The 21,051-nt window shown below is 42.3% G+C and carries 18 protein-coding genes; 7 read left to right on the top strand and 11 right to left on the bottom strand.

Translation table 11 applies throughout. The features are described from left to right. Positions 1 to 34 precede the first annotated feature (34 nt). From nuoF to M1F26_RS07720, 6 genes are all read right to left on the bottom strand, one after another. Positions 35 to 1,393 carry an NADH-quinone oxidoreductase subunit NuoF gene (nuoF, locus tag M1F26_RS07745; RefSeq protein ID WP_004259820.1) on the bottom strand — a complete coding sequence of 453 codons (1,359 nt, stop codon included), beginning with the start codon at positions 1,391 to 1,393 and terminating at the stop codon, positions 35 to 37. After that, positions 1,390 to 1,938 carry an NADH-quinone oxidoreductase subunit NuoE gene (gene nuoE / locus M1F26_RS07740; RefSeq protein ID WP_036958085.1) on the bottom strand — a complete coding sequence of 183 codons (549 nt, stop codon included), beginning with the start codon at positions 1,936 to 1,938 and terminating at the stop codon, positions 1,390 to 1,392. The genes nuoF and nuoE overlap by 4 nt, the downstream gene beginning before the upstream one ends. Positions 1,939 to 1,940: 2 nt before the next feature. Continuing rightward, positions 1,941 to 3,743, bottom strand: coding sequence for an NADH-quinone oxidoreductase subunit C/D (gene nuoC / locus M1F26_RS07735; protein ID WP_004259810.1), 1,803 nt, complete (start codon positions 3,741 to 3,743; stop codon positions 1,941 to 1,943). Positions 3,744 to 3,817: 74 nt separating this feature from the next. Beyond that, the gene (locus tag M1F26_RS07730) at positions 3,818 to 4,492 is read right to left on the bottom strand and encodes a NuoB/complex I 20 kDa subunit family protein (protein WP_004912254.1); all 675 of its coding nucleotides are present in this window, start codon (positions 4,490 to 4,492) and stop codon (positions 3,818 to 3,820) included. Between the two features lie 18 nt (positions 4,493 to 4,510). Next, positions 4,511 to 4,954, bottom strand: a complete 444-nt coding sequence (locus M1F26_RS07725; RefSeq protein ID WP_004259806.1) for an NADH-quinone oxidoreductase subunit A — start codon at positions 4,952 to 4,954, stop codon at positions 4,511 to 4,513. Positions 4,955 to 6,068: 1,114 nt separating this feature from the next. Further along, on the bottom strand, positions 6,069 to 6,992 hold the full coding sequence (locus M1F26_RS07720; RefSeq protein WP_140172581.1) for a LysR family transcriptional regulator: 924 nt from the start codon (positions 6,990 to 6,992) through the stop codon (positions 6,069 to 6,071). Positions 6,993 to 7,782: 790 nt separating this feature from the next. Here M1F26_RS07720 and M1F26_RS07715 point away from each other — a divergent pair. After that, positions 7,783 to 8,997 carry a pyridoxal phosphate-dependent aminotransferase gene (locus M1F26_RS07715; protein ID WP_004259802.1) on the top strand — a complete coding sequence of 405 codons (1,215 nt, stop codon included), beginning with the start codon at positions 7,783 to 7,785 and terminating at the stop codon, positions 8,995 to 8,997. Between the two features lie 407 nt (positions 8,998 to 9,404). Further along, entirely contained in the window at positions 9,405 to 9,986 is a 582-nt protein-coding gene (gene yfbR, locus M1F26_RS07710; protein ID WP_004259798.1) for a 5'-deoxynucleotidase, read from the top strand. Positions 9,987 to 10,037: 51 nt separating this feature from the next. Here the strand turns inward: yfbR and M1F26_RS07705 are convergent, their stop codons facing one another. The 3 genes from M1F26_RS07705 to M1F26_RS07695 form a co-directional block, all read right to left on the bottom strand. Beyond that, positions 10,038 to 10,274, bottom strand: a complete 237-nt coding sequence (locus M1F26_RS07705; protein ID WP_140172582.1) for a hypothetical protein — start codon at positions 10,272 to 10,274, stop codon at positions 10,038 to 10,040. 347 nt (positions 10,275 to 10,621) lie between these two features. Continuing rightward, positions 10,622 to 12,454: an SLC13 family permease gene (locus tag M1F26_RS07700; protein ID WP_004259790.1), complete on the bottom strand. Its 1,833-nt coding sequence runs from the start codon at positions 12,452 to 12,454 to the stop codon at positions 10,622 to 10,624. A gap of 88 nt (positions 12,455 to 12,542) precedes the next feature. Continuing rightward, entirely contained in the window at positions 12,543 to 13,217 is a 675-nt protein-coding gene (locus M1F26_RS07695) for a sugar phosphatase (RefSeq protein ID WP_036958082.1), read from the bottom strand. 743 nt (positions 13,218 to 13,960) lie between these two features. Here M1F26_RS07695 and M1F26_RS07690 point away from each other — a divergent pair. The 5 genes from M1F26_RS07690 to M1F26_RS07670 all read left to right on the top strand — a co-directional run bounded on the left by M1F26_RS07690 (position 13,961) and on the right by M1F26_RS07670 (position 19,693). Continuing rightward, the gene (locus tag M1F26_RS07690; RefSeq protein WP_004246976.1) at positions 13,961 to 14,479 is read left to right on the top strand and encodes an Hcp family type VI secretion system effector; all 519 of its coding nucleotides are present in this window, start codon (positions 13,961 to 13,963) and stop codon (positions 14,477 to 14,479) included. 69 nt (positions 14,480 to 14,548) lie between these two features. Further along, the gene (locus M1F26_RS07685) at positions 14,549 to 16,810 is read left to right on the top strand and encodes a type VI secretion system Vgr family protein (RefSeq protein ID WP_252728654.1); all 2,262 of its coding nucleotides are present in this window, start codon (positions 14,549 to 14,551) and stop codon (positions 16,808 to 16,810) included. After that, a complete protein-coding gene (locus M1F26_RS07680; protein WP_140172364.1) occupies positions 16,807 to 18,699 on the top strand; it encodes a hypothetical protein in 1,893 nt (630 codons plus the stop codon). Before M1F26_RS07685 ends, M1F26_RS07680 begins: the two co-directional genes overlap by 4 nt. A gap of 1 nt (position 18,700) precedes the next feature. Beyond that, positions 18,701 to 19,102 carry a hypothetical protein gene (locus M1F26_RS07675; protein ID WP_004257363.1) on the top strand — a complete coding sequence of 134 codons (402 nt, stop codon included), beginning with the start codon at positions 18,701 to 18,703 and terminating at the stop codon, positions 19,100 to 19,102. Positions 19,103 to 19,210: 108 nt separating this feature from the next. Then, complete coding sequence (locus M1F26_RS07670; protein ID WP_036957978.1) at positions 19,211 to 19,693, top strand: hypothetical protein; 483 nt, start codon at positions 19,211 to 19,213, stop codon at positions 19,691 to 19,693. A 198-nt stretch (positions 19,694 to 19,891) separates the two neighbouring features. Here the strand turns inward: M1F26_RS07670 and M1F26_RS07665 are convergent, their stop codons facing one another. Both M1F26_RS07665 and yfbV read right to left on the bottom strand, forming a co-directional pair. Then, a complete protein-coding gene (locus M1F26_RS07665; RefSeq protein WP_004257356.1) occupies positions 19,892 to 20,386 on the bottom strand; it encodes a YfbU family protein in 495 nt (164 codons plus the stop codon). A gap of 139 nt (positions 20,387 to 20,525) precedes the next feature. Next, complete coding sequence (gene yfbV, locus M1F26_RS07660; RefSeq protein WP_004257353.1) at positions 20,526 to 20,981, bottom strand: terminus macrodomain insulation protein YfbV; 456 nt, start codon at positions 20,979 to 20,981, stop codon at positions 20,526 to 20,528. Positions 20,982 to 21,051 lie beyond the last annotated feature (70 nt).

Below are 21,051 nucleotides of genomic sequence, written 5' to 3'. Positions count from 1 at the left end.
AAATCTATTTAGCGGTTGCTCAATCGCTAAACAATTACCAGCGCTGCTTCAGCAGGTTGGGTTGGATACCCGCAATCTGCACAATGTTACGCAGATCTTTTTGCGAGATACCCGCTTCGAATTCATCACGGAAATATTTGATGGCACTTTGTAGCGGTTCGACCGCACCCGGTGCGTGAGCGCAGAAAGTTTTACCCGGCCCTAAGAAACGGCACAGCTGCTCTAGGGTTTCAATATCCCCCGGTTGCCCTTCGCCTTTTTCCAGCGCTTGTAAAATTTTCACACTCCATGGCAGACCATCGCGGCACGGCGTACACCAACCACAGGATTCACGGGCAAAGAAGGTTTCTAAGTTACGCACTAAAGAAACCATGTTGATTTCATGATCAACCGCCATCGCCAATGCAGTACCAAGACGGCTTCCTGCTTTGGCAATATTTTCGAAATCCATTGGTAAGTCGAGGTGGTCGTTGGTTAGGAAGTCTGTCCCTGCCCCACCCGGCTGCCATGCTTTTAATTTCAGTCCATCACGCATACCACCTGCGTAATCTTCCAACACTTCACGTGCCGTTGTACCAAATGGCAATTCCCACAGACCCGGATTTTTCACGCGGCCAGAGAAGCCCATTAATTTAGTACCCGCGTCTTTACTCTTACCTGCGCTTAAATCGATATACCATTGGTCGCCGTGCTCTAAAATTGCTGGCACGTTACAAATAGTTTCGACGTTATTGACACAAGTTGGTTTACCCCAAGCACCTGATGTTGCAGGGAATGGTGGCTTAGAACGTGGGTTAGCGCGACGGCCTTCTAAGGAGTTAATCAGTGCAGTTTCTTCACCGCAGATATAACGCCCAGCGCCGGTGTGAACAAATAGTTCGAAATCAAAACCTGAACCGAGGATATTTTTGCCTAACAGACCCGCCGCTTTGGCTTCTTCGATGGCACGGCGCAGATTTTGCGCTGCTTCAACATACTCGCCCCGTAAGAAGATATAACCACGATAGGCTTTAAGTGCATAAGCGCCTGTGATCATCCCTTCAACTAACAAGTGAGGGAGTTGCTCCATCAATAAACGGTCTTTATAGGTGCCCGGTTCCATTTCATCCGCATTACATAAGAAGTAACGCAGTTTCATGTTTTCGTCTTTTGGCATCAGGCTCCATTTCAGACCCGTTGAGAAACCCGCACCGCCGCGCCCTTTCAGGCCAGCGTCTTTTACGAGATTCACAACTTCATCCGGTGCCATGCCTTTGAGCGCACGCTCAAGACCTTTGTATCCGTTTTTACTGCGATACTCATCTAACCAAACAGGCTGATTGTCATCACGCAAACGCCATGTTAGAGGATGAGTTTCAGCAGTACGGATCACTGGATTAACAGAATTTGTCATGGATACTGCTCCAGTAATTTTTGAATATTTTCAGGCTGCACGTAGCTGTGAGTGTCATCATCGATCATCATCGTTGGACCCTTGTCACAGTTACCTAGGCAACAGGTCGGCAGCAATGTAAAACGGCCATCAGCTGTTGTTTGACCAGGGCGAATATTAAGCTGTTTAATGATTTCAGCTTCTAAGCCCTGATAACCTGTAATATGGCAAACAACACTGTCGCAATAGCGAATAATGTGGCGACCCACTGGCTGGCGGAAGATTTGGCTATAGAATGTCGCCACACCTTCAACATCACTGGCTGGGATGCCTAAGACGTCAGCGATAGCATGGATCGCACCATCTTCAACCCAACCGCGGTTTTTTTGCACAATTTTCAGTGCTTCAATTGAGGCAGCACGTGCGTCTTCGTAATGGTGTTTCTCACCTTCAATCTCTTCACGCTCTTTCTCTGTTAAGACAAAGCCATGATTGACTTGCGGTTCAAACACATTCACGACATTGAGCTCGTTGTGCTTCTCATTTTCGTTATGTTCATTATGCATGGTTAGCGATCCACATCCGACATTACAAAATCGATACTACCCAGATAGACGATTAAGTCTGAAACTAAACTACCTCTGATCACGGCAGGAATTTGCTGCAAGTGAGCGTAGCTTGGCGTACGAATACGCGTACGGTAGCTCATTGTGCTGCCATCACTGGTTAAGTAGTAGCTGTTGATACCTTTCGTCGCTTCAACCATCTGGAATGACTCATTTGCTGGCATCACCGGCCCCCAAGACACTTGTAAGAAGTGGTTGATCAGGGTTTCGATATGCTGCAACGTGCGCTCTTTTGGTGGCGGAGTTGTCAATGGATGGTCAGCTTTGAAAGGACCTTCTGGCATATTCTTATAGCATTGCTCAAGAATACGAATACTCTGGCGCATCTCTTCTACTTTAATCATCACGCGATCATAACAGTCACCGTTGTGAGCGATAGGGATATCAAACTCAAAGTTTTCATAGCCTGAATATGGACGCCATTTACGCACGTCAAAATCAACGCCTGTTGCACGTAATCCAGCTCCTGTCACACCCCATGCCAACGCCTCTTCTTTTGAGTACATTGCAGTACCGATAGAGCGACCTTTTAAGATGGAGTTTTTCAGTGCAGAAGTCACATAAGACTCTAAACGTTTTGGCAACCAGTCTAATAATTCGCGAAGCAGTTTTTCCCAACCACGCGGTAAGTCATGCGCAACACCACCGATACGGAACCATGCAGGGTGCATACGGAAACCGGTAATCGCTTCAATCACGTTGTAGACTTTTTGACGGTCGGTAAACGCAAAGAAGACAGGAGTCATCGCACCAACGTCTTGGATATAGGTACTGATGTACAGTAAGTGGCTGTTAATGCGGAATAACTCAGACAGCATGACACGAATGGTTTTCACGCGATCCGGCACTTCAATGCCAGCCAGTTTTTCAACGGCTAACACATATGGCATTTCATTCACACAACCACCGAGGTACTCGATACGGTCAGTGTAAGGAATGTAGCTGTGCCATGACTGGCGTTCACCCATTTTTTCAGCACCACGGTGGTGGTAGCCAATGTCAGGTACGCAGTCAATAATTTCTTCACCATCCAGTTGTAATACGATACGAAACGCACCGTGTGAGGATGGGTGGTTTGGCCCCAAGTTCAGGAACATGAAATCTTCGTTTTCATTTCCACGTGCCATGCCCCACTCTTCTGGTTTGAAAGTCAAAGCTTCCATTTCCAGATCTTGTTTCTGCTTAGTCAGAACAAAAGGGTCAAACTCAGTCGCACGCGCAGGATAATCCTTACGCAGCGGGTGACCTTCCCAGCTTGGTGACATTAAAAGGCGGCGTAAATTTGGGTGACCTTGGAACGTTATACCGAACATATCCCACACTTCACGCTCATGCCAATTCGCATTCGGGAACAGGGAAACAATAGAAGGCACATTTAAGTCTTTCTCATTAAGAGCGACTTTTAACATGATATCGCGGTTACGATCGATAGAGATGAGGTGGTAGAAAACACTAAAGTCTGCTTCTGGCAGACCTTGACGGTGAATTCGTTGACGTTCATCTACCCCATGTAAGTCAAATAACATGACATACGGTTTTGGTAATTTCTTTAGGAAATCGACCACTTCCAGTAACTGTTCACGACGCACCCAAAGCACTGGCATACCAGTGCGAGTTGCTTGAACAGAAAAGGCATCCGGCCCAAATTGATTGCGCAGTTCCAGAAGCACAGGATCGTTTAAGTGATCCTGTGTCTGCCATCCTGGCTGGTTACTACTCGCTTGCGCTATCTGATCTGTCATCATTCTTCACCATAACGCTTGATCAGGTTTATTATTTCGCAACAACATTGCTCTGTTACGCTGTATGGCTTTAAGCCTTAAATTTCGTCTGGTGTACGCAGGTTTGTCACTGCAATACGTTCACCGTGCTTTCTTTCTCTTTCTGATTGCATATTGGCACGGTAAACCCCTTGGTCTCCAACAACCCAAGACAGCGGTCGACGCTCTTTACCGATAGATTCTTGCAACAGAAGCAGAGCCTGCATATAGGCTTCTGGACGCGGTGGGCAACCTGGGATATACACATCCACAGGAATAAATTTATCGACGCCTTGTACAACAGAGTAAATGTCATACATACCACCAGAGTTGGCACATGAACCCATGGAAATTACCCATTTTGGTTCAAGCATTTGGTCATACAGACGTTGAATAACAGGTGCCATTTTTGTGAAACAAGTACCTGCTACTACCATGAAATCGGCTTGACGAGGTGAAGCACGCAGTACTTCTGCACCAAAGCGGGCAACGTCATGAACAGCCGTGAACGAAGTCACCATTTCTACATAGCAACATGAAAGACCAAAGTTATATGGCCATAGAGAGTTTTTGCGCCCCCAATTAACCACATCGTGAAGTGCATGAGAAAGTTTTCCCATGTAAACACTGTTTTCAACTTGCTGCTCCAGTGGATCGGTAACGATTTCCTGAGTTTGCAGTGGGTAACGGTCGTTCTCACCGTTCGGATCTATGCGGGTGAGCGTATAATCCATTGTATAATGCCTCGCTTTTTACTGCGGATGACGATTGCTGATTTTAATAACTTCACTAGGATGCTTTACTTTTCCGCGGGAACGGACTGGAGTCCAATCCAATGCCCCAACGCGGACGAGGTAAAACAGTCCCGCCAACAATACCAAAATAAAGATCGCGGCTTCGATGAAACCTACCCAACCGGCTTCGCGGATGGCGACTGACCATGCAAATAAGAACATGGCTTCAACATCGAAGATAACGAAAAACATGGCAACTAAGTAAAACTTAGCAGACATGCGGAGACGTGCACTACCGACCGAGTCGATACCTGACTCATAAGGAACATGTTTTGTTCTGGCTTTGGCGCGGCTACCTAAAAAGTGACCTGCGACCAACATGAAAGCACAAAGACCGATAGTGCCGATAAGGAATATCGCAAACGCCCAGTTATGGGCTAACGCTAGGATTGATGTAGACATACTCGTTGCTTACTCATTACTTATGGTGTGTTAGCTGCTCTTTTTTACATCACGGCAGTATTGCACCACAATTGCCCAGTTAATCGAGAAGAAAGACCAAAATTGATCACAAACTAAAATATCACCAAACTTAAATCAGCCTGTTGACTGCGTTTGGTTTGTCCTCTCTCATTACAATTTATTTCACTTAAACTAAGTAAAATAACCCGTATTTGTTACAAAAACTTCACACTTTGAAAACAATAGAACAACAAAAAGCACTCATAATCTGCTAAAACGTGTCAGTGTAATGATACTCAAGTAAACACGCAAACTAGTTTAACTGATTATTCGTTTTTACTACACCATTATCTCAGGAAAAACCTGTCTTAACAGATGAAAAATTGCTCTTTTTATTTGATCTAACGCACACTTTTATTGAAAAAGTACTCAATTTGTTTACATAGCATTCAATTTAACTTTAAGTCTTTGTAACTCTTTTTAACGCATTACTTCAAGTAACTAACTGACATTACAGCGCTATTTTATCTATTCAATAAAAAAACATTGTTAATAACATAACAAATTGTTAACCAAACAATGAAATTCAGGTTATGCCAGCTACATCACAATTATTTCATGGTCTTTCTTATTTAACCATACTTATTAAGTGGTTATTTGCTTTTTTTATGAGCGGAAATTAATAAAAAATCGATAAATTTGAACTCGATATCCTACTAAGGATATCACTGGACATTATTTAAACATGCATAAAAACAAATTTCTCGATACCATTTCCCAATATTGAAAATTGAGTTCCACTGCATGAAATAATCGTTTCAGTTATTACCAACGAATCCGTTAAACTGTTATCTAACAGCTTAACCTACCCGTGTGTTAACCATTTAACCAAAAATAGCTATCTCAGTCGCCACACGAGCCTTCTTTAGATTGCGATTAACACATTGATTTTATTTGTACACAGCCAATAACACATTGATCACAAACAAGTGATTCAGTAATAAACCAACAAAAATGATATAAAAAAACGGCAATCCCAAAATAATTGGAATTACCGCCAGTACAATAAATCGATTAGATATTGCGATTAAAGCAACTAGATGAATCGATTAACTTAATTACCTTCCTCGCTGCTATCCATCAACTCACTTGCTGAGGCTGCAACATAAGGGATTTTTTTGTTTTCAATCGCACTGAATACTGTCAGAACAAAATCTTTTTGCTCGTCTGCATTCTTATACAACCAATACTGAATATCGGGTAAACGTGGCAACCCATCAGCTTCATTCAAAATACGTAAATCTGCATTTTGCATTTCCATTGGCCTTGCAGTTACCCCTACTTCCGCATTAACTGCTGCACGAACAGCAGGCAGAGAAGCTGCTTCATAAGCAACATGCCATGACAAACCTGCATCATCAAGGGCACTAGTACAAAGTTTACGATATGGGTTAGTTTCATCCATAACAACTAATGGGATCGGCTCATTCGGACGCAATTGAAAATCGGGTGCGCTATGCCACAAAACAGGCACGGTTCTTAAAGCCGTTTTAGGATGGTGGCTAATTCTTGCCGTTGTTAATGCAAGATCTATCTCATGGTTATCAAGCATTGACTCAATAAACTGAGCTCGTTTAATGCGTACTTCAATTGCAATTCTTGGATAGACAGACGCGATACGATTAAGCAAGAAAGGTAATAGGATATCGACAGTGTCATCAGATGCACCGATGCGCAATTCACCATCGGCGTCATTATAAGTTAATGATGCCGTTGCATCGTCATTGGCGCGCAATATTTGCCTTGCGTAGCCAAGTAATTGCAATCCGTGCGCGGTGAGCAGTTTATTTCGCCCATGGCGAGCGAAAAGCTCACGGCCGACTAATTGCTCTAAACGTTGCATTTGCTGGCTCACAGCAGATTGTGTTCGACAAACGGCTGCAGCTGCGGCTGCAAATGTGTTAAGATCTGCGACAGCGACGAAAGTACGTAGCAAATCAAGATCTAGGTTCATGATGGGACGATTGGAATTTATCATCGTTCATTCTCTTATATAATTTTATGTTACCTGGTGTTTCTGCTCTCCTCCATGAGAATCAGCGAGTTTATAGCGACTACTAAGCGAGTGCATTTCTAATCCATAGATCTGCAATGACTTCTCATTATTTTACTTTTTTGCATCCAGCTCATTAATCGCTAACGATAGAGCAGGGTACAAATAGCATACTTCCAAAAATCAAATAATTTTAATAAAAGTGGGATGATTTCCTAAAAAACACGCTAAAACGCGCTTGATAGGTTACGCTTAAATAGTAACATATTTAATGTAATCACAATTATTTTAATGTAAGCACATTATAAAATTCGTTTCACTATTTTTATATAGTCAAAAATATCAAATGGTTATAATTTTAAGCAGCACTTTTGGTTAAAGAAAGCAGCTTGAAACAATCAATATTACTAACAAAATCGCCCTGATTATTATAAAAAAAGGCTATTACAGCAAAAAAATCATGTCTGATTTAATGATTCAATGCTTAATATTACATTTTGATACAATTTTCTTTTTTTCCGCTATTTTTATGCTTTTTTACTTTTTATACTCCAAAACATCAAAGAATGTCGATATTATAATTCAACCAGTTCAATATTATGAGAATATACAACCAGCCTAAAATAAATAATAAGATACCAAACATTACATTTAAGCGTAAACCAACCTTTTACACCAAAAATAACCTTGCATCTTCAAAAGCTTCTGAGGGAGGAGTACAGTAAAGGAATAACGTCGGCCCGACCAATGCAACCCTTAGGGTAATGAGAGAACTATGAATAATCTAACTAAATCCAGTAAGCTCGATAATGTTTGCTATGACATTCGTGGGCCCGTATTAAAAGAAGCGAAGCGCCTAGAAGAAGAAGGCAACAAAGTCCTCAAACTCAATATTGGTAATCCGGCCCCGTTTGGTTTTGAAGCTCCAGATGAAATCCTTGTGGATGTCTTGCGTAATCTGCCAAGTTCTCAAGGTTATTGCGACTCAAAAGGCTTGTATTCTGCCCGTAAAGCGATTGTGCAGCATTACCAAGCTCGTGGCATTCATGAAATGACAGTAGAAGATGTCTACATTGGTAATGGTGTTTCCGAATTAATCGTACAAGCCATGCAAGCACTGCTTAATAATGGTGATGAAATGTTAGTACCAGCGCCTGATTATCCATTATGGACTGCTGCAGTTTCCCTTTCGGGAGGAAAAGCAGTTCATTATATGTGTGATGAACAGCAAGGTTGGATGCCTGATATTGAAGATATTCGCAAAAAAATCACACCAAGAACACGTGGTATTGTGGTCATTAACCCCAATAACCCAACGGGTGCGGTCTACAGCAAAGACCTATTAATGGAAATTGTCGAATTGGCTCGCCAGCACAATCTTATTATTTATGCTGATGAGATCTACGATAAAATTCTTTATGATGATGCTGTACATCACTCTATTGCCGCCCTCGCCCCAGATTTATTAACCATCACATTTAATGGTTTATCTAAAACTTATCGCGTCGCTGGTTTTCGCCAAGGTTGGATGGTATTAAACGGCCCGAAAAAACATGCAAAAAGCTATATTGAAGGTTTAGAAATGCTGGCCTCGATGCGCCTGTGTGCTAACGTTCCAATGCAGCATGCTATTCAAACTGCACTCGGGGGCTACCAAAGTATCAGTGAATTTATTCAACCAGGTGGTCGTTTATATGAGCAACGTAATCGTGCATGGGAGTTGATCAACCAAATACCGGGCGTTTCATGTGTCAAACCACAAGGTGCTCTGTATATGTTCCCAAAAATCGATATTAAACGATTTAATATCTATGACGACCAGAAAATGATTTTAGACCTATTGTTACAAGAGAAAGTGTTATTAGTTCAAGGTACCGCATTTAACTGGCCTGAACCCGATCACTTTAGAATTGTCACATTACCTTATGCAGATGACCTTGAAATGGCGATTAATAAATTTGGCCGTTTCCTTGAAGGTTATCGCCAATAAAAATTTATTCAAAATAATAAAAAGCCTCCTAATTCCGGAGGCTTTTTTTATTCTAAATTTAGCCATCATTAATAGACTGTATTATTTTGATAATCAAAGAATAGAAATAAAATAAATTGCCACAAGGAAAAACCCCAATAATATAAATGGAAAATATTTCATATTGCCTCGTTATTTCCGGATTGAACATCCATTATATTTTTTTAATTACATAATTCAACACAATTAAAATAGCAATTAAGTTATAATCTAAAATTGATTATATTATTATGATTATCTTAATATGAAAATAAATATTAATAAATAATTACGAACTAGTAACTTATTAAAAAACAATAAAAATATATCACTACCACATTATTTCCGTTATAATTTTAGTTGTTTGCAGACACCACAGAAGAGGACTTATGAGCTACTTTTTCGCCCACCTTGCTAGAATGAAACTCATTCACCGCTGGCCTTTAATGCGCAATGTACGAACTGAAAACGTTTCGGAACATAGCTTACAAGTGGCTATGGTTGCCCATGCTCTTGCTATCATCAAAAATCGTCGATTCGGCGGTCAGGTTAATGCAGAACGAATAGCCATGTTAGCCATGTACCATGATGCGAGCGAAGTTATCACTGGAGATTTACCAACTCCGATTAAATATCATAATCAGCAAATTGCTCATGAATATAAAAAAATAGAGAAGTTCGCCCAACAAAAATTACTCGAAATGCTACCAGAAGAACTGCAAGATGACTTCCGTGAGCTAATTATTGAAGATTTACAAACTGATGAAGAACATTCATTGGTTAAACAAGCTGACTCATTGTGCGCTTATTTAAAATGTTTAGAAGAGCTTTCCGCGGGTAATAGTGAATTTAAACTTGCAAAAAAACGCCTAGAGAAAATATTAGAAGAAAGAAAAAGCCCTGAAATGGACTATTTTATGGAAAAATTTGTCCCAGGTTTTAAACTTTCCCTTGATGAAATCAGTAATTAATTTTTTTAGTAGGAATAATAAATATTCCTACTCTGCATAAGCAGTTATTAATTATACTTCGTTAAATGCCGTAGAACAGTCAGACGATGACGGAAAATGCACATACAGCCGCTTAAAGTCCCCATTAACCCCCAAAACCACTTTTCCTTTATCTTCAAAGGTAATAGAACAATAAAAACTCGATTTTGTACGATATTTTTTGCCACTTTTAGTTGTTATTTCAACTAACCAGTAATCATATGAATCATTAATACCGAGCTCATATTTAAATGCAAAAATATCTTTCATAACTGCTTTATTTGCAATATTAGACAAAGTTTGTGAACTGGGATATTTTTTCGTTCTGCTATTACTAAGGTTATTAACATAGTGCTCAATAACAACAGAACTTAAGTCTTCCCCTTAAAAGTTTTCAAATGTTGCCAAGCCCAAATAATACCTTTCCGGTGTAGCAGTTTCTTTATTCATATTATATATTCCTCACATTGATTTGTCAGAAATAAGCTAGCATTTCATTTATCAAATGAAAAAACGAATAAATATTAACGCTTACGTTTTTTTAATAGAAAACCATCAATAACGATTTGCTTTTCATTCGTTATTGATGGTAATTTTGAAATTATAAATAACAAAAATTAATTAAAGGGAAATAATACCGGTACGACCAAAATACTAATTAACATTACGATAATAGTAAACGGTACACCAATTTTTAGAAAATCAGCAAATTTATACCCACCAGGCCCTAAAACTAAGGTATTCACTGGTGATGAAACTGGGGTCATAAAGGCAGCGGATGCGGCTATCCCAACAATCATGGCAAAAGGAAGTGGTGAAACCTCCATTTGACGCGCCGCCGCAATGGCAATCGGCGCCATTAACACCGCTGTTGCGGTATTGGAAATAAATAAGCCAATAGTGGCGCACAAAATAAACAGGCACAATAACATCACGTGCGGCCCTAACCCACCAGCCACTTTCATTAACGCATCGACAGCAAGCGCAATCCCCCCTGTTTCTTGTAATGCTAGCGCAAAAGGCATCATCCCAACAATTAAGATAATACTAGGCCAGTGAATTGACTTATAGGCACTTTCCATATCGATACAACGAAATTTCCCCATTAGCAAACAGGCAATAAGTGCTGCAATAAAATTAGGAATTTCATTGGTCACCATCATCGCGACCATTAGCGCCAAACAAAACAAGGCATGAGGAGCCTGAGATGCAGCGGGTGCAACGGCCTCGACTTCAGCAGCTAGGTTCAATACAATAAAATTACGCGGCTTAGTCGATAAAATTCGGATCAATTTCCAATCACCAATAACTAATAAAATATCACCTAACCTAAGCGGTTCATCAACTAGCTTTCCATCCAGTGCCTTGCCATCTCGACGAATACCAACAACGTTCAAACCATAACGAGTACGAAATTTAATGTCCCTCAACGATTTCCCCAATAGTTCGGAATCAGGGTTCATCGACACTTCAGCCATTCCCACATCACGTGATTGGTCTGAAAAATAATCTCCCCGTAAAATCATCGGTTCAAGAAGTTGCTCGCTACAAAATTGGCGCAAATCGTCATCACTCACGGATATATCGACTAATAAAACATCCCGCTCGCGTAGCTCGGTTCCCCCCGTTGCACTCACCATCACGCGACGGAATTTACGCCAACGCTCTATCCCAACCACGTTAGCTTCATAACGGGAGCGAAGATGCAGTTCATCAAGCGTATGGCCTATGAGTGGCGAACCTTTGCGGATAGCAAGGCGGCGAGCTCTACCCGTCAATTTGTAATCACGAATTAAATCACGGAAAGTACGTCGATAACGCTCAGGGAGTTTGTCGGGTTCATTACTGCCTAGCCAACGCCTTGTTAGCCACATGTAGGCAATACCGGCTAATAAAATGAGAATGCCTATAGGGGTAATAGAAAAAAATTGAAAGCCTTTGATCCCCTCTCGTACTAACTCACTATTCACTACCATATTCGGTGGCGTGGCCACCAGTGTCATCATTCCACTGATAAGCCCTGCGAAGCCTAATGGCATCATCAACCGGCTAGGGGACGTTTTCATGCGTGATGCAACGCTTAATACGACGGGGATAAAGATAGCCACCACTCCTGTGGAACTCATAAAAGCCCCTAACCCAGCGACGGTGAGCATTAAGAAAACCAGCATTTTGCTTTCGCTGCTTCCTGCAACGCGAACAAGCCAGTCTCCCATTTGATAGGCTATCCCTGTGCGAACAAGTCCATCACCAATAACAAACAATGCTGCAATTAGCAGGACGTTGGGGTCAGCAAAACCTGCGGTAGCTTGTTCTAGCGTTAAGGTATCGCTCAGCACAAACGCGACAATGACAAGTAACGCGACCACATCCATGCGAATTTTATTTGTGGTAAATAGAACTATCGCAATCAATAGAAGGGTTAAGACCCACAGCAATTCTCCGTTCAAAATATCCCCTTTCGACGAAAAAAAACATTGCTAAGAATTTTATTTAGTTAAGCATGTTTTACGGAGAATTTCTTTGATTAAATCACCATTAAGTCAAATTAGACACGAAAAGTTCATAATCACCATTATTGTCAGGTCCCATAACGGAAATTTGTTCCAATGAACTCACAATTACTTGAATTTCATCACGACGAGGCATCCCTTCTGGTGCATGGACTGCCACCACTTGGCAACCGGCTGTTAATGCTGAATGGATGCCTGCTTGTGCATCTTCAAAGGCAATACAGGATTTTGCAGGAAAAGAAAGTGCTTGGGCACCAAGTAAAAACGGCTCTGGGTCAGGCTTACCTTTGGACACTTTTTCAAATGTTACCCAATGTTTAGGCTCTGGTAACCCTGCCGCTTGTTGACGCCCATGAGCAATTGGTACAGTACCAGAGGTGACAATTGCCCACGGTGCACCAATTTCATTTAAACGCGTCAGCAAAGCAATAGCGCCGGGTAGAGCAACAACGCCCTCCACATCTTCGCTTTCCATTTTTTCTAGCCAATGGAAGTATTCCATAATTTCTTCATCACTCGCCTCGGGTAAAAAATGGCGCAAACTGGTCATTGCGGGTTTACCATGAATATAGCTAATAACTTCGTCCGCACTTTTACCAATACGCTCACCAAATTTGCACCAGCAACGTTCAACGACTGCGAGTGAATCCGCTAACGTACCGTCTAAATCAAATAGAAACCCTTTTGCCTTTAATTTCACATCTACCCCTTTAATTTTGCAATTCACATAACATAAAAAGTTGAATCGATTCTAGCCCACTAGTTAACGCTAAATAGGCGCTCATACGCAACCTCAATATTAAAAATAGTTAAGAATTGAGCCTAAGACATAAATTTGAATGCGCTAGGGCTGTTGATCTTTGTGTTTTTTGAACGATATGGTGATTTCTGTTGTATTTGCTTTTTTACGAAATCATTATATTGCTCCTGTACCACACAGGAAAAACGTAAAACTTACAGTTGGTTAGCATATTTATCGACATTAATAACTAGTAATTACATGATAAATAGTTAAATACACTGATGAATTAGACCGATAATTTCACGGCTAGTAGAGAGGAGCTTAAATTCTCTATTTTATTTATTTTAAATCATGTGGTTGCGATAACCTCTTAAGCTGAAATATTTGGTTACATAGTTTATTTCTATGTACATTAGAACTTACTGGGCTTATCGCAGTTTGGTCTATTTTTTGCTCGATGATTATTCGATAATGATTCATTTTTGGTGTTTTTCTGGAGTTATATAGCGATATTTCAACCCGTTTACGCTAAGTCACTTATCCTAGAGAGATACAAACTGGCCCTCCGGTTTACAGTCCATTCATAAGCTTTTATTATCCTTAACTCAAATCTTACCATGCGCACTGGCTGAGATGACGGAAATTAATCGATAATTATGTCGACCTAACCCAATTTGTCATTCTGGATAAAGGATATCGCTATGCCAACTCCATGTTATATTTCCATTGAAGGAAAAACCCAAGGCAACATCACTGCCGGTGCATTTACTGCCGATTCAGTGGGTAACATCTATGTGCAAGGTCATGAAGACCAAATGTTAGTGCAAGAGTTTTCTCACGTTGTGACTGTACCGACAGACCCACAATCCGGCCAGCCTTCAGGCCAACGTGCGCACAAGCCGTTCCGTTTCACCGTGGCGTTAAATAAAGCCGTTCCGCTGCTGTATAACGCCTTAGCGTCTGGCGAAATGCTGCCGAAAGTGGAACTGAAATGGTACCGCACCTCAGTCGAAGGTAAACAAGAGCATTTCTTCACTACCACGTTAACCGATGCGACTATCGTCAATATCGATTGCCAAATGCCGCACTGCCAAGACCCCGCAAAAGCGGATTTCACGCAGTTAATCGAAGTCTCTCTGTCTTACCGCAAAATCGATTGGGAACACACCGTTGCAGGCACATCCGGTGCCGATGACTGGCGTGCGCCGCTCGAAGCGTAAGTTCGAATTTAGCGAGCCTTTCGAGGCTCGTTTGCGTTTTTAGCTTTTTCTCCCGTAGAGGAAATTCCCATGTCTTGGACAGACCCCAATAAAAACAAACGACTCGGCAGCCCCGAAAATAACCCGCTTATTCACGGTGGCGGATACACCGGCGGCAGAACCTATGCACAGGACCAAGCCTTGCAAGAAGCCCATGGTCAACTGCTAGACCGTATTATGAATGGCGAAATGGGGACGGGATTAGTATTCACCTGTACCATTGGTGGGTTACCTGAAAATACCTTTCAAGTGACTCAGTTTGATTTACAAGAAGGGCTTTCCCAACTCTTTTCACTGTCGATTCAGGCGGTCAGCCCGTTACCCGAGATTGATTTTCAAACAGTATTGGGTGTGGCCTCCTCGCTGACCGTAAAACGAGATGGAAAAATTCTTCGCACGGTACAAGGGATTTTAGCGGGGGCTGAACAAGGGAATACCGATGGGGTTAAAACCTGGTATCACTTTGTGATACGCCCTGAAATGTGGGTGATGACGCTTAAGCAAGACAGCCGCATTTTCCAAAATATGACGGTGCCGAACATTCTTGAGACGCTATTGAGCGAGTCTCATATCAAATTTGATAAACAGCTTTATCACCCCGAAGAGCATCTGAAACGCGAGTACATCACTCAAAAGCGTGAAACCCTGTATGAATTCTGGTGTCGGCTTGCTGCCGAAGAGGGAATTAATTACTGGTTCGAAGAAGGCCCACAACTGTTTTACAGTGACCGTCATTTAGGCATGAAAGCGGGGATATCGCTCACCTATAATCCGCAATCTGAAACGGATATCACCGACAGCACCGCCACCACATGGCGCTATGCCGAGCAGTTGTGCAGCGATATTCGCGTGGATAAAGACTACAATCAACTCAGGCCCTCTTACCCGCTGAGTCATCAAGTCACTGGGGAAGTGCATCAACAACATGAAATCTTTGAAAGCTATGGTCGCTTTCAAGAAGATGCGCAGGGGCAACCTTTTAACCAAATTCGCTACGAACAATCACAAAACCAGCGGCAAGTAGGAACGGCTACGACGAACTGCATTGAGTTAGCACCGGGGCGTATTTTTACCTTGTCTAACCATCCTAGCCCTCGAATGAATACGACGTGGCAAGTGATTAGCGTATCCCATCACGGTGTGCAACCTCTTGCTGATAACAGTGGCGGTGAAGGGACTCAATTGAGTAACCAGCTTTCCTTTATTCCCAGCACTCAAGAGTGGCGACCGCCCTATCGGTATAAACCTACAGCGGATGGGGATGAAGTTGCGACAGTCGTAGGCCCAAAAGGGGAAGAAATTTACACGAACAGCAAAGGGGAAGTGACCGTCTATTTTCATTGGGACAGGCGTGGTATTCCTGACCACAGTGCTTCTTGCTGGGTACCTGTAATGCATGGCTGGAGCGGAAATGGCTATGGGTTTATGAGTATTCCCCATATTGGGCAGCAGGTTTTAATTAGTTATCTGAATGGCGACATTGACCGCCCCGTCATTACGGGATGCATGTACAACGGTCGCAATGCCCCTCCGTTAGATTTACCGACCCAAAAAACACGCACCACCTTTAAAACGTGCACTCATAAAGGGGAAGGTTTTAACGAATTACGTTTCGAAGACCAAGCAGGGCAAGAAGAAGTATATATTCATGCCCAGCGTGACATGAATGTGCATATTCAACATGATAGCCACACCCATGTTCAACAGGATGTCAAACAGCGTATTGACCAACACCGTTTTACTGACATTCAAGGGGATGACCACCTTCACATTAAAGGGACGCACAAGGCTCAAATAGAAGGTGATATCTCTGAACAGGTGCTTGGCAGTTATCACCAACAAATTAACGGTGCACTGGTGAGTGAAAGTGGTCAAGAGACCCACATCACCAGCCAAGGCAAAGTGGTGATTGATGCAGCGACGGAAATTACCTTAAAAGTGGGGGGTAGTTTTGTGCGGGTGACACCGGGCAATGTGTTTACCTCCGGCAATGTGGCGATTGGTGACAGTGCGGGAGGCTCAGGGCAAGCGGTAGACATTCAATTGCCGGATGGCGTTGACCCGTTTGCGATACCGCTGTTAGCGGAAAACCTGGCGTGTGAACTGTGGGAAAACCATGCGGAAATAGCGCTGTCACTCGACACACCGGAAGGTCAACTTCACCGACGTTTAGTGGATTGGTTACACCTGCATCCCTCACTCGTGGGGGATATTCATACTCGTACCGCCACACAATTTACGGACTATGCCCAGCAACAAGGCTGGTTAACCACGACAACGGAGCCGTCATGAGTCAGAAGGTTGAATCGTGCATTATCTGTGAAAACTACCGATTTTGGTTAGAACTGCAATTGGTTGATGATAAGGGACAACCCTTAGCCAACGTGCCCTATTCGCTCGCAGAGCGAGGCACAGGCCGTACATTGCAAGGCAGCAGCGACCCACAAGGCCTGATTAAAGCGGAAGGCTTAACGGCTCGCCCGTATACACTGAGCCTTGAACCGCAACCCTTAGCCGATGCCCTGACAACGCTGTCGCCTCCGGCAGCGATTCAAGGCAGCGATAAATTACTGAGTGATTATTGCCGTGAACAGGGGTATCTCCTGAGTGAAAACAACCGCGCTGGAGCATTTAACCCCAATATCCCAACGATCATCCACCGCATGACGGCGGGGCAAATCAGCCGTTCAGTGCATTATCAACAACGGGATAACGGCTATCCCCTGTTGTTCCCCTATGACCATCGTCGCGTGATTGCGATTAAACGCATTGCAGAGCCCGTATTTGCCAAATCCACGTTGAGAGGTCTGGGCAATACCGATGCGGGCGACACCGTCGAAGACTTGGCTAACTTTGGGCTATGTGATTACAACGCGTATACCTGTGGTATTGATGCCGCAGCGAAACAACCGAGCCAACGTTCTTCCTCATTTTTGAGCTTGTTAGGGATTGGTACTGCCAATGCCTTCGTAGCTCCTATGCCTCCGAGTCCTATAGGCGGATTCGGTGGAGCAGCGGCAGGTGGCGCTATGGGTCAACAAGCAATTAATCCACCGGATATCAATCAAGACTCAAGGCGATTTGCTTTCCAGTCTGAAAATGACTATGCAATAGCCAAAGGGGTATCGAAAGGATTCGGTTCGTCGACTTGGTTTGACAGTGCACGCGTATTGGTTGGTATGATACCGAATATCTATGATGGGGATAGTTTAACACACCCAGACTTGCTGGAAATCGCGGAAATAGGTGGAACTGCACCAACACGTATGCGAGTGGGATTTGCCTCAACGGGAACCACAGAGGCAGCGATGGCAAGTGCATCTCAACTGATTGCGTTCCATACTGAGCGAGACAGTGGCTTTGACCAAGTGCCGGTGATTAAAGGTGAATTGGCTTCCGAAGCTGAAGCGAGAGAGGTGTTGAGCTTACCGATATATCAATCCCCAAATGGATTGCCGAGCACTAATAACCAAGCCGAAATTTACCGTTTTGATGCAGGCGGGACAACTCTTTACATGGGCGTGGCGGCATCAGGGGAGATAATTAATATCTCTGCGCGGATTGATGATATCCCAAATGAACCCATCATTCATGCGGGCCCCTCGCCTCAGCCTCAAAGAGTCGAGAAACCGGAAGGTTTTGCTATCCATGAGTCTGATACTCGGCCTGAAACATTGCCGATTGCGGATGATGGGATTATTTGGCGCCATACGGGACACGATGTAGAGCCGGTGGATTTTAGGGATTATATTCTGACGGTTGAAAGAAAGGATGTAAAATCTGCTTATGTAAGTCTAGAAAAGGAGTATAAGAAGAAAATACAAGACTTTGAAGCAGAATATGGTAGCGACAATATACATGGCTTACGTAGGCATGGTTCCGGTACAACATTAGAACAACAAAAATACAGATCAAAAACTGGATATACTCCCGATGGAGTACAAGGTAGTCCAACTAATTCAACACGTTTTATCAATCCACAAGATCAGTTAGAAGCAATAGAAAAAGCAGGTGAATTATATGATCCTAACATTCATACAAATGGGCGTGTCGATGTTGACATGGGAAGAATCGTTGCGGAAGGCTATACAAAAGAAGGCGAATACTTTCAAACATCAACAGTAAGAGCTGGTTTTGATAAAAAAACAGGAAAAATGTATAGCATATTTGGAATAAAATGAAATGAAAAAGATAAAGATTAGTAGATGGTATATATCTGGATTTTGGGCTCCACTTGATGGTGGCCCGAATGAAGATGAAGCGTTATTGAAACTGAATTTGAATAATCATTCAAGTATTGATTTAATTGTTGATAAAATACTTAAGCCGTATATTGATATGTTGCCTTTAAAGTATCAAATTCGTTTCAAGGATAGTTTTAAGTATGCGATAGCATACTATTCAGAAAAAGAGCTAAAGGATTGCTACTATACTGGAGCACCTCAATTAGACTTACCTGACGGTATAACCGCTCGGGATTTTTATATCTATGTATGGAATTTAATGTATAAGAACGAAAGTTATTTGGCATCTGAGAAGGATAATTATACTGAGCTTTCACTTAACGAAATTTATAAAAAATAGTAGAGCCATTAAAGTATATCGAGACGAATAAAAAAATAATAGCAATTGTTTGATGTTCAATTACCAATCGATATATTGGGGATAATTTAATAGGGAATATTAGTGACTATGTCTATGGTTTATAATCGATTCAGTTTAATTGCCATCATCATTGGAGCTTTTAGCATTCTTGTAATACTTGTTAATCAAAGCCTTGAGCGTGAATACGTCCAATCCAAACCTAAGTTAGAGCAAATTGTTCATGAAAAGGTAAGTAGTATAAAAAAAGCGACAATCGATGCAATTAAAGGAAAAGCGTATCAAGCTCCTACTGTAGATCCTGCCAATGAACAGCGACAGCTTTTATTAGATAAAATTGAATTATCCAAACAAATTAGTATAACGCTCAGTGTGTTTGGCATTATTTTGACTGCTATTTCATTTATCCGCCATGAAAACAAAAAATCGGGCAGGATAGCGTTAGCGCTAAATGGGAGTGTTCTCGCTATTTCTCTTCTATTGTATGCTGCTGCTGGCGTAGCTAGCATTGTTGCTGTTTTACTTGTCATTTGGTTTATAGGTCACTTTTTTGACATTTTTAGTATTTGCTAACTTTTTCAGAAAAACTTGCTCATATAGCTCGCATATCAGTGTCACGTGTTGCTGCTTTACTAATGACAAGCAAACATGCTCTAAATATTCACGCTGTAGCTAGGCGACTAGAGAAGATATCTCGGGGAACATACAAATGTATGTGACCCGAGTCGCCGAACGCAGTCAACAAAGCTACAGCGCGAAGAATGACGAGCATTAGGCATTTAAAATTTGGGAGATCTCCACTGCTGATAAATGATACTGCCTTGGACATGCATGCCAAATCGCTAACATACGATTATATTTTTCCCACATTGGTGTTTGTGAGTTAAACCCATGCGTCCCGCTGTCAAAGTGGGTATAACGCCCTTCTGTGTTGACCATAAAACGGACATAGCTCAGATAACGTGCTTCTGTTGCCGCATCAAAGCCCAAAAATTGCACACGGCGGCCATCAATGTCTTCCTTATTAGCCATGTTGCTATAAGAGACTTGCAGCGCATGGTACATTTCCATGATATCAATAACAGTACGGCAGGTATCTTCACTTAAATGACCAAAGTCTCTGTCTAACTCACGCATTTGTAAACCGAAACCACGTTCAATAATGGTTTGTTGTCGGCGATAACGTTCTGCATTATCGGGGTCAAGCATGGTCATCATTTTATATTGATTAGATAAGATCAAGCGTTGTGCGTTAGTCATTTCCATCAGGGTTCTCCCACAAAAAAGTATGGCTTATCTTCGCATTCAACATCAATCATAGACAGTGAAAACATCGCTTTTATTGATCTAAACACTATTTTTGCATTACTTATTGTTAAATCTACCTTTTAATAAAAATTATCCCTTAGATATCTTCCATAAAGGAACGATCTAGCTGGTTAAATGCACGTTTTAGCAAGTCAGCCAACGCCATATAATCGGGTTGGTGTTCAACCGGTGCCATCGCAATTCCCGCTTCGGTAAATTTATCACGGATCTCATAAAACCAGCTTAGCAAGCTGGATGGCAAAGGCGTCGCCGCACGTTTTCCTAACCACCATAAGCCTTGCATTGGCAAACTACAGGCAAAAAGTGCCGTGGCAATGGCAGGTCCCAATTGCCCACCTAACGCGATTTGCCATGCTAATGTAAAAATTGCAATGGGCGGCATAAAGCGAATACCAAAGCGTACCGCCTTGTTAATACGAATTTCGGGGAATATCGGCGACAGTTTTTTCTCCATAGGAAAAGCCTTCAGATAGCGGTTACCTAATCTAAAGCGCTTAAAAAAACCGGGCGGTGTACTTTGCAATGTACTCATGAAACGTTTCCTATCGACTTCTTAAAAACTGAGGCAATAATTTATAAATTACGCATGGTAAAATGATAGC

Source organism: Providencia sp. PROV048 (assembly GCF_033688165.1).
Classification (GTDB): Bacteria; Pseudomonadota; Gammaproteobacteria; order Enterobacterales; family Enterobacteriaceae; genus Providencia; species Providencia hangzhouensis.
Note: the sequence above shows the minus strand (reverse complement) of the source record. Positions and strands in the feature narration are given on the sequence as shown.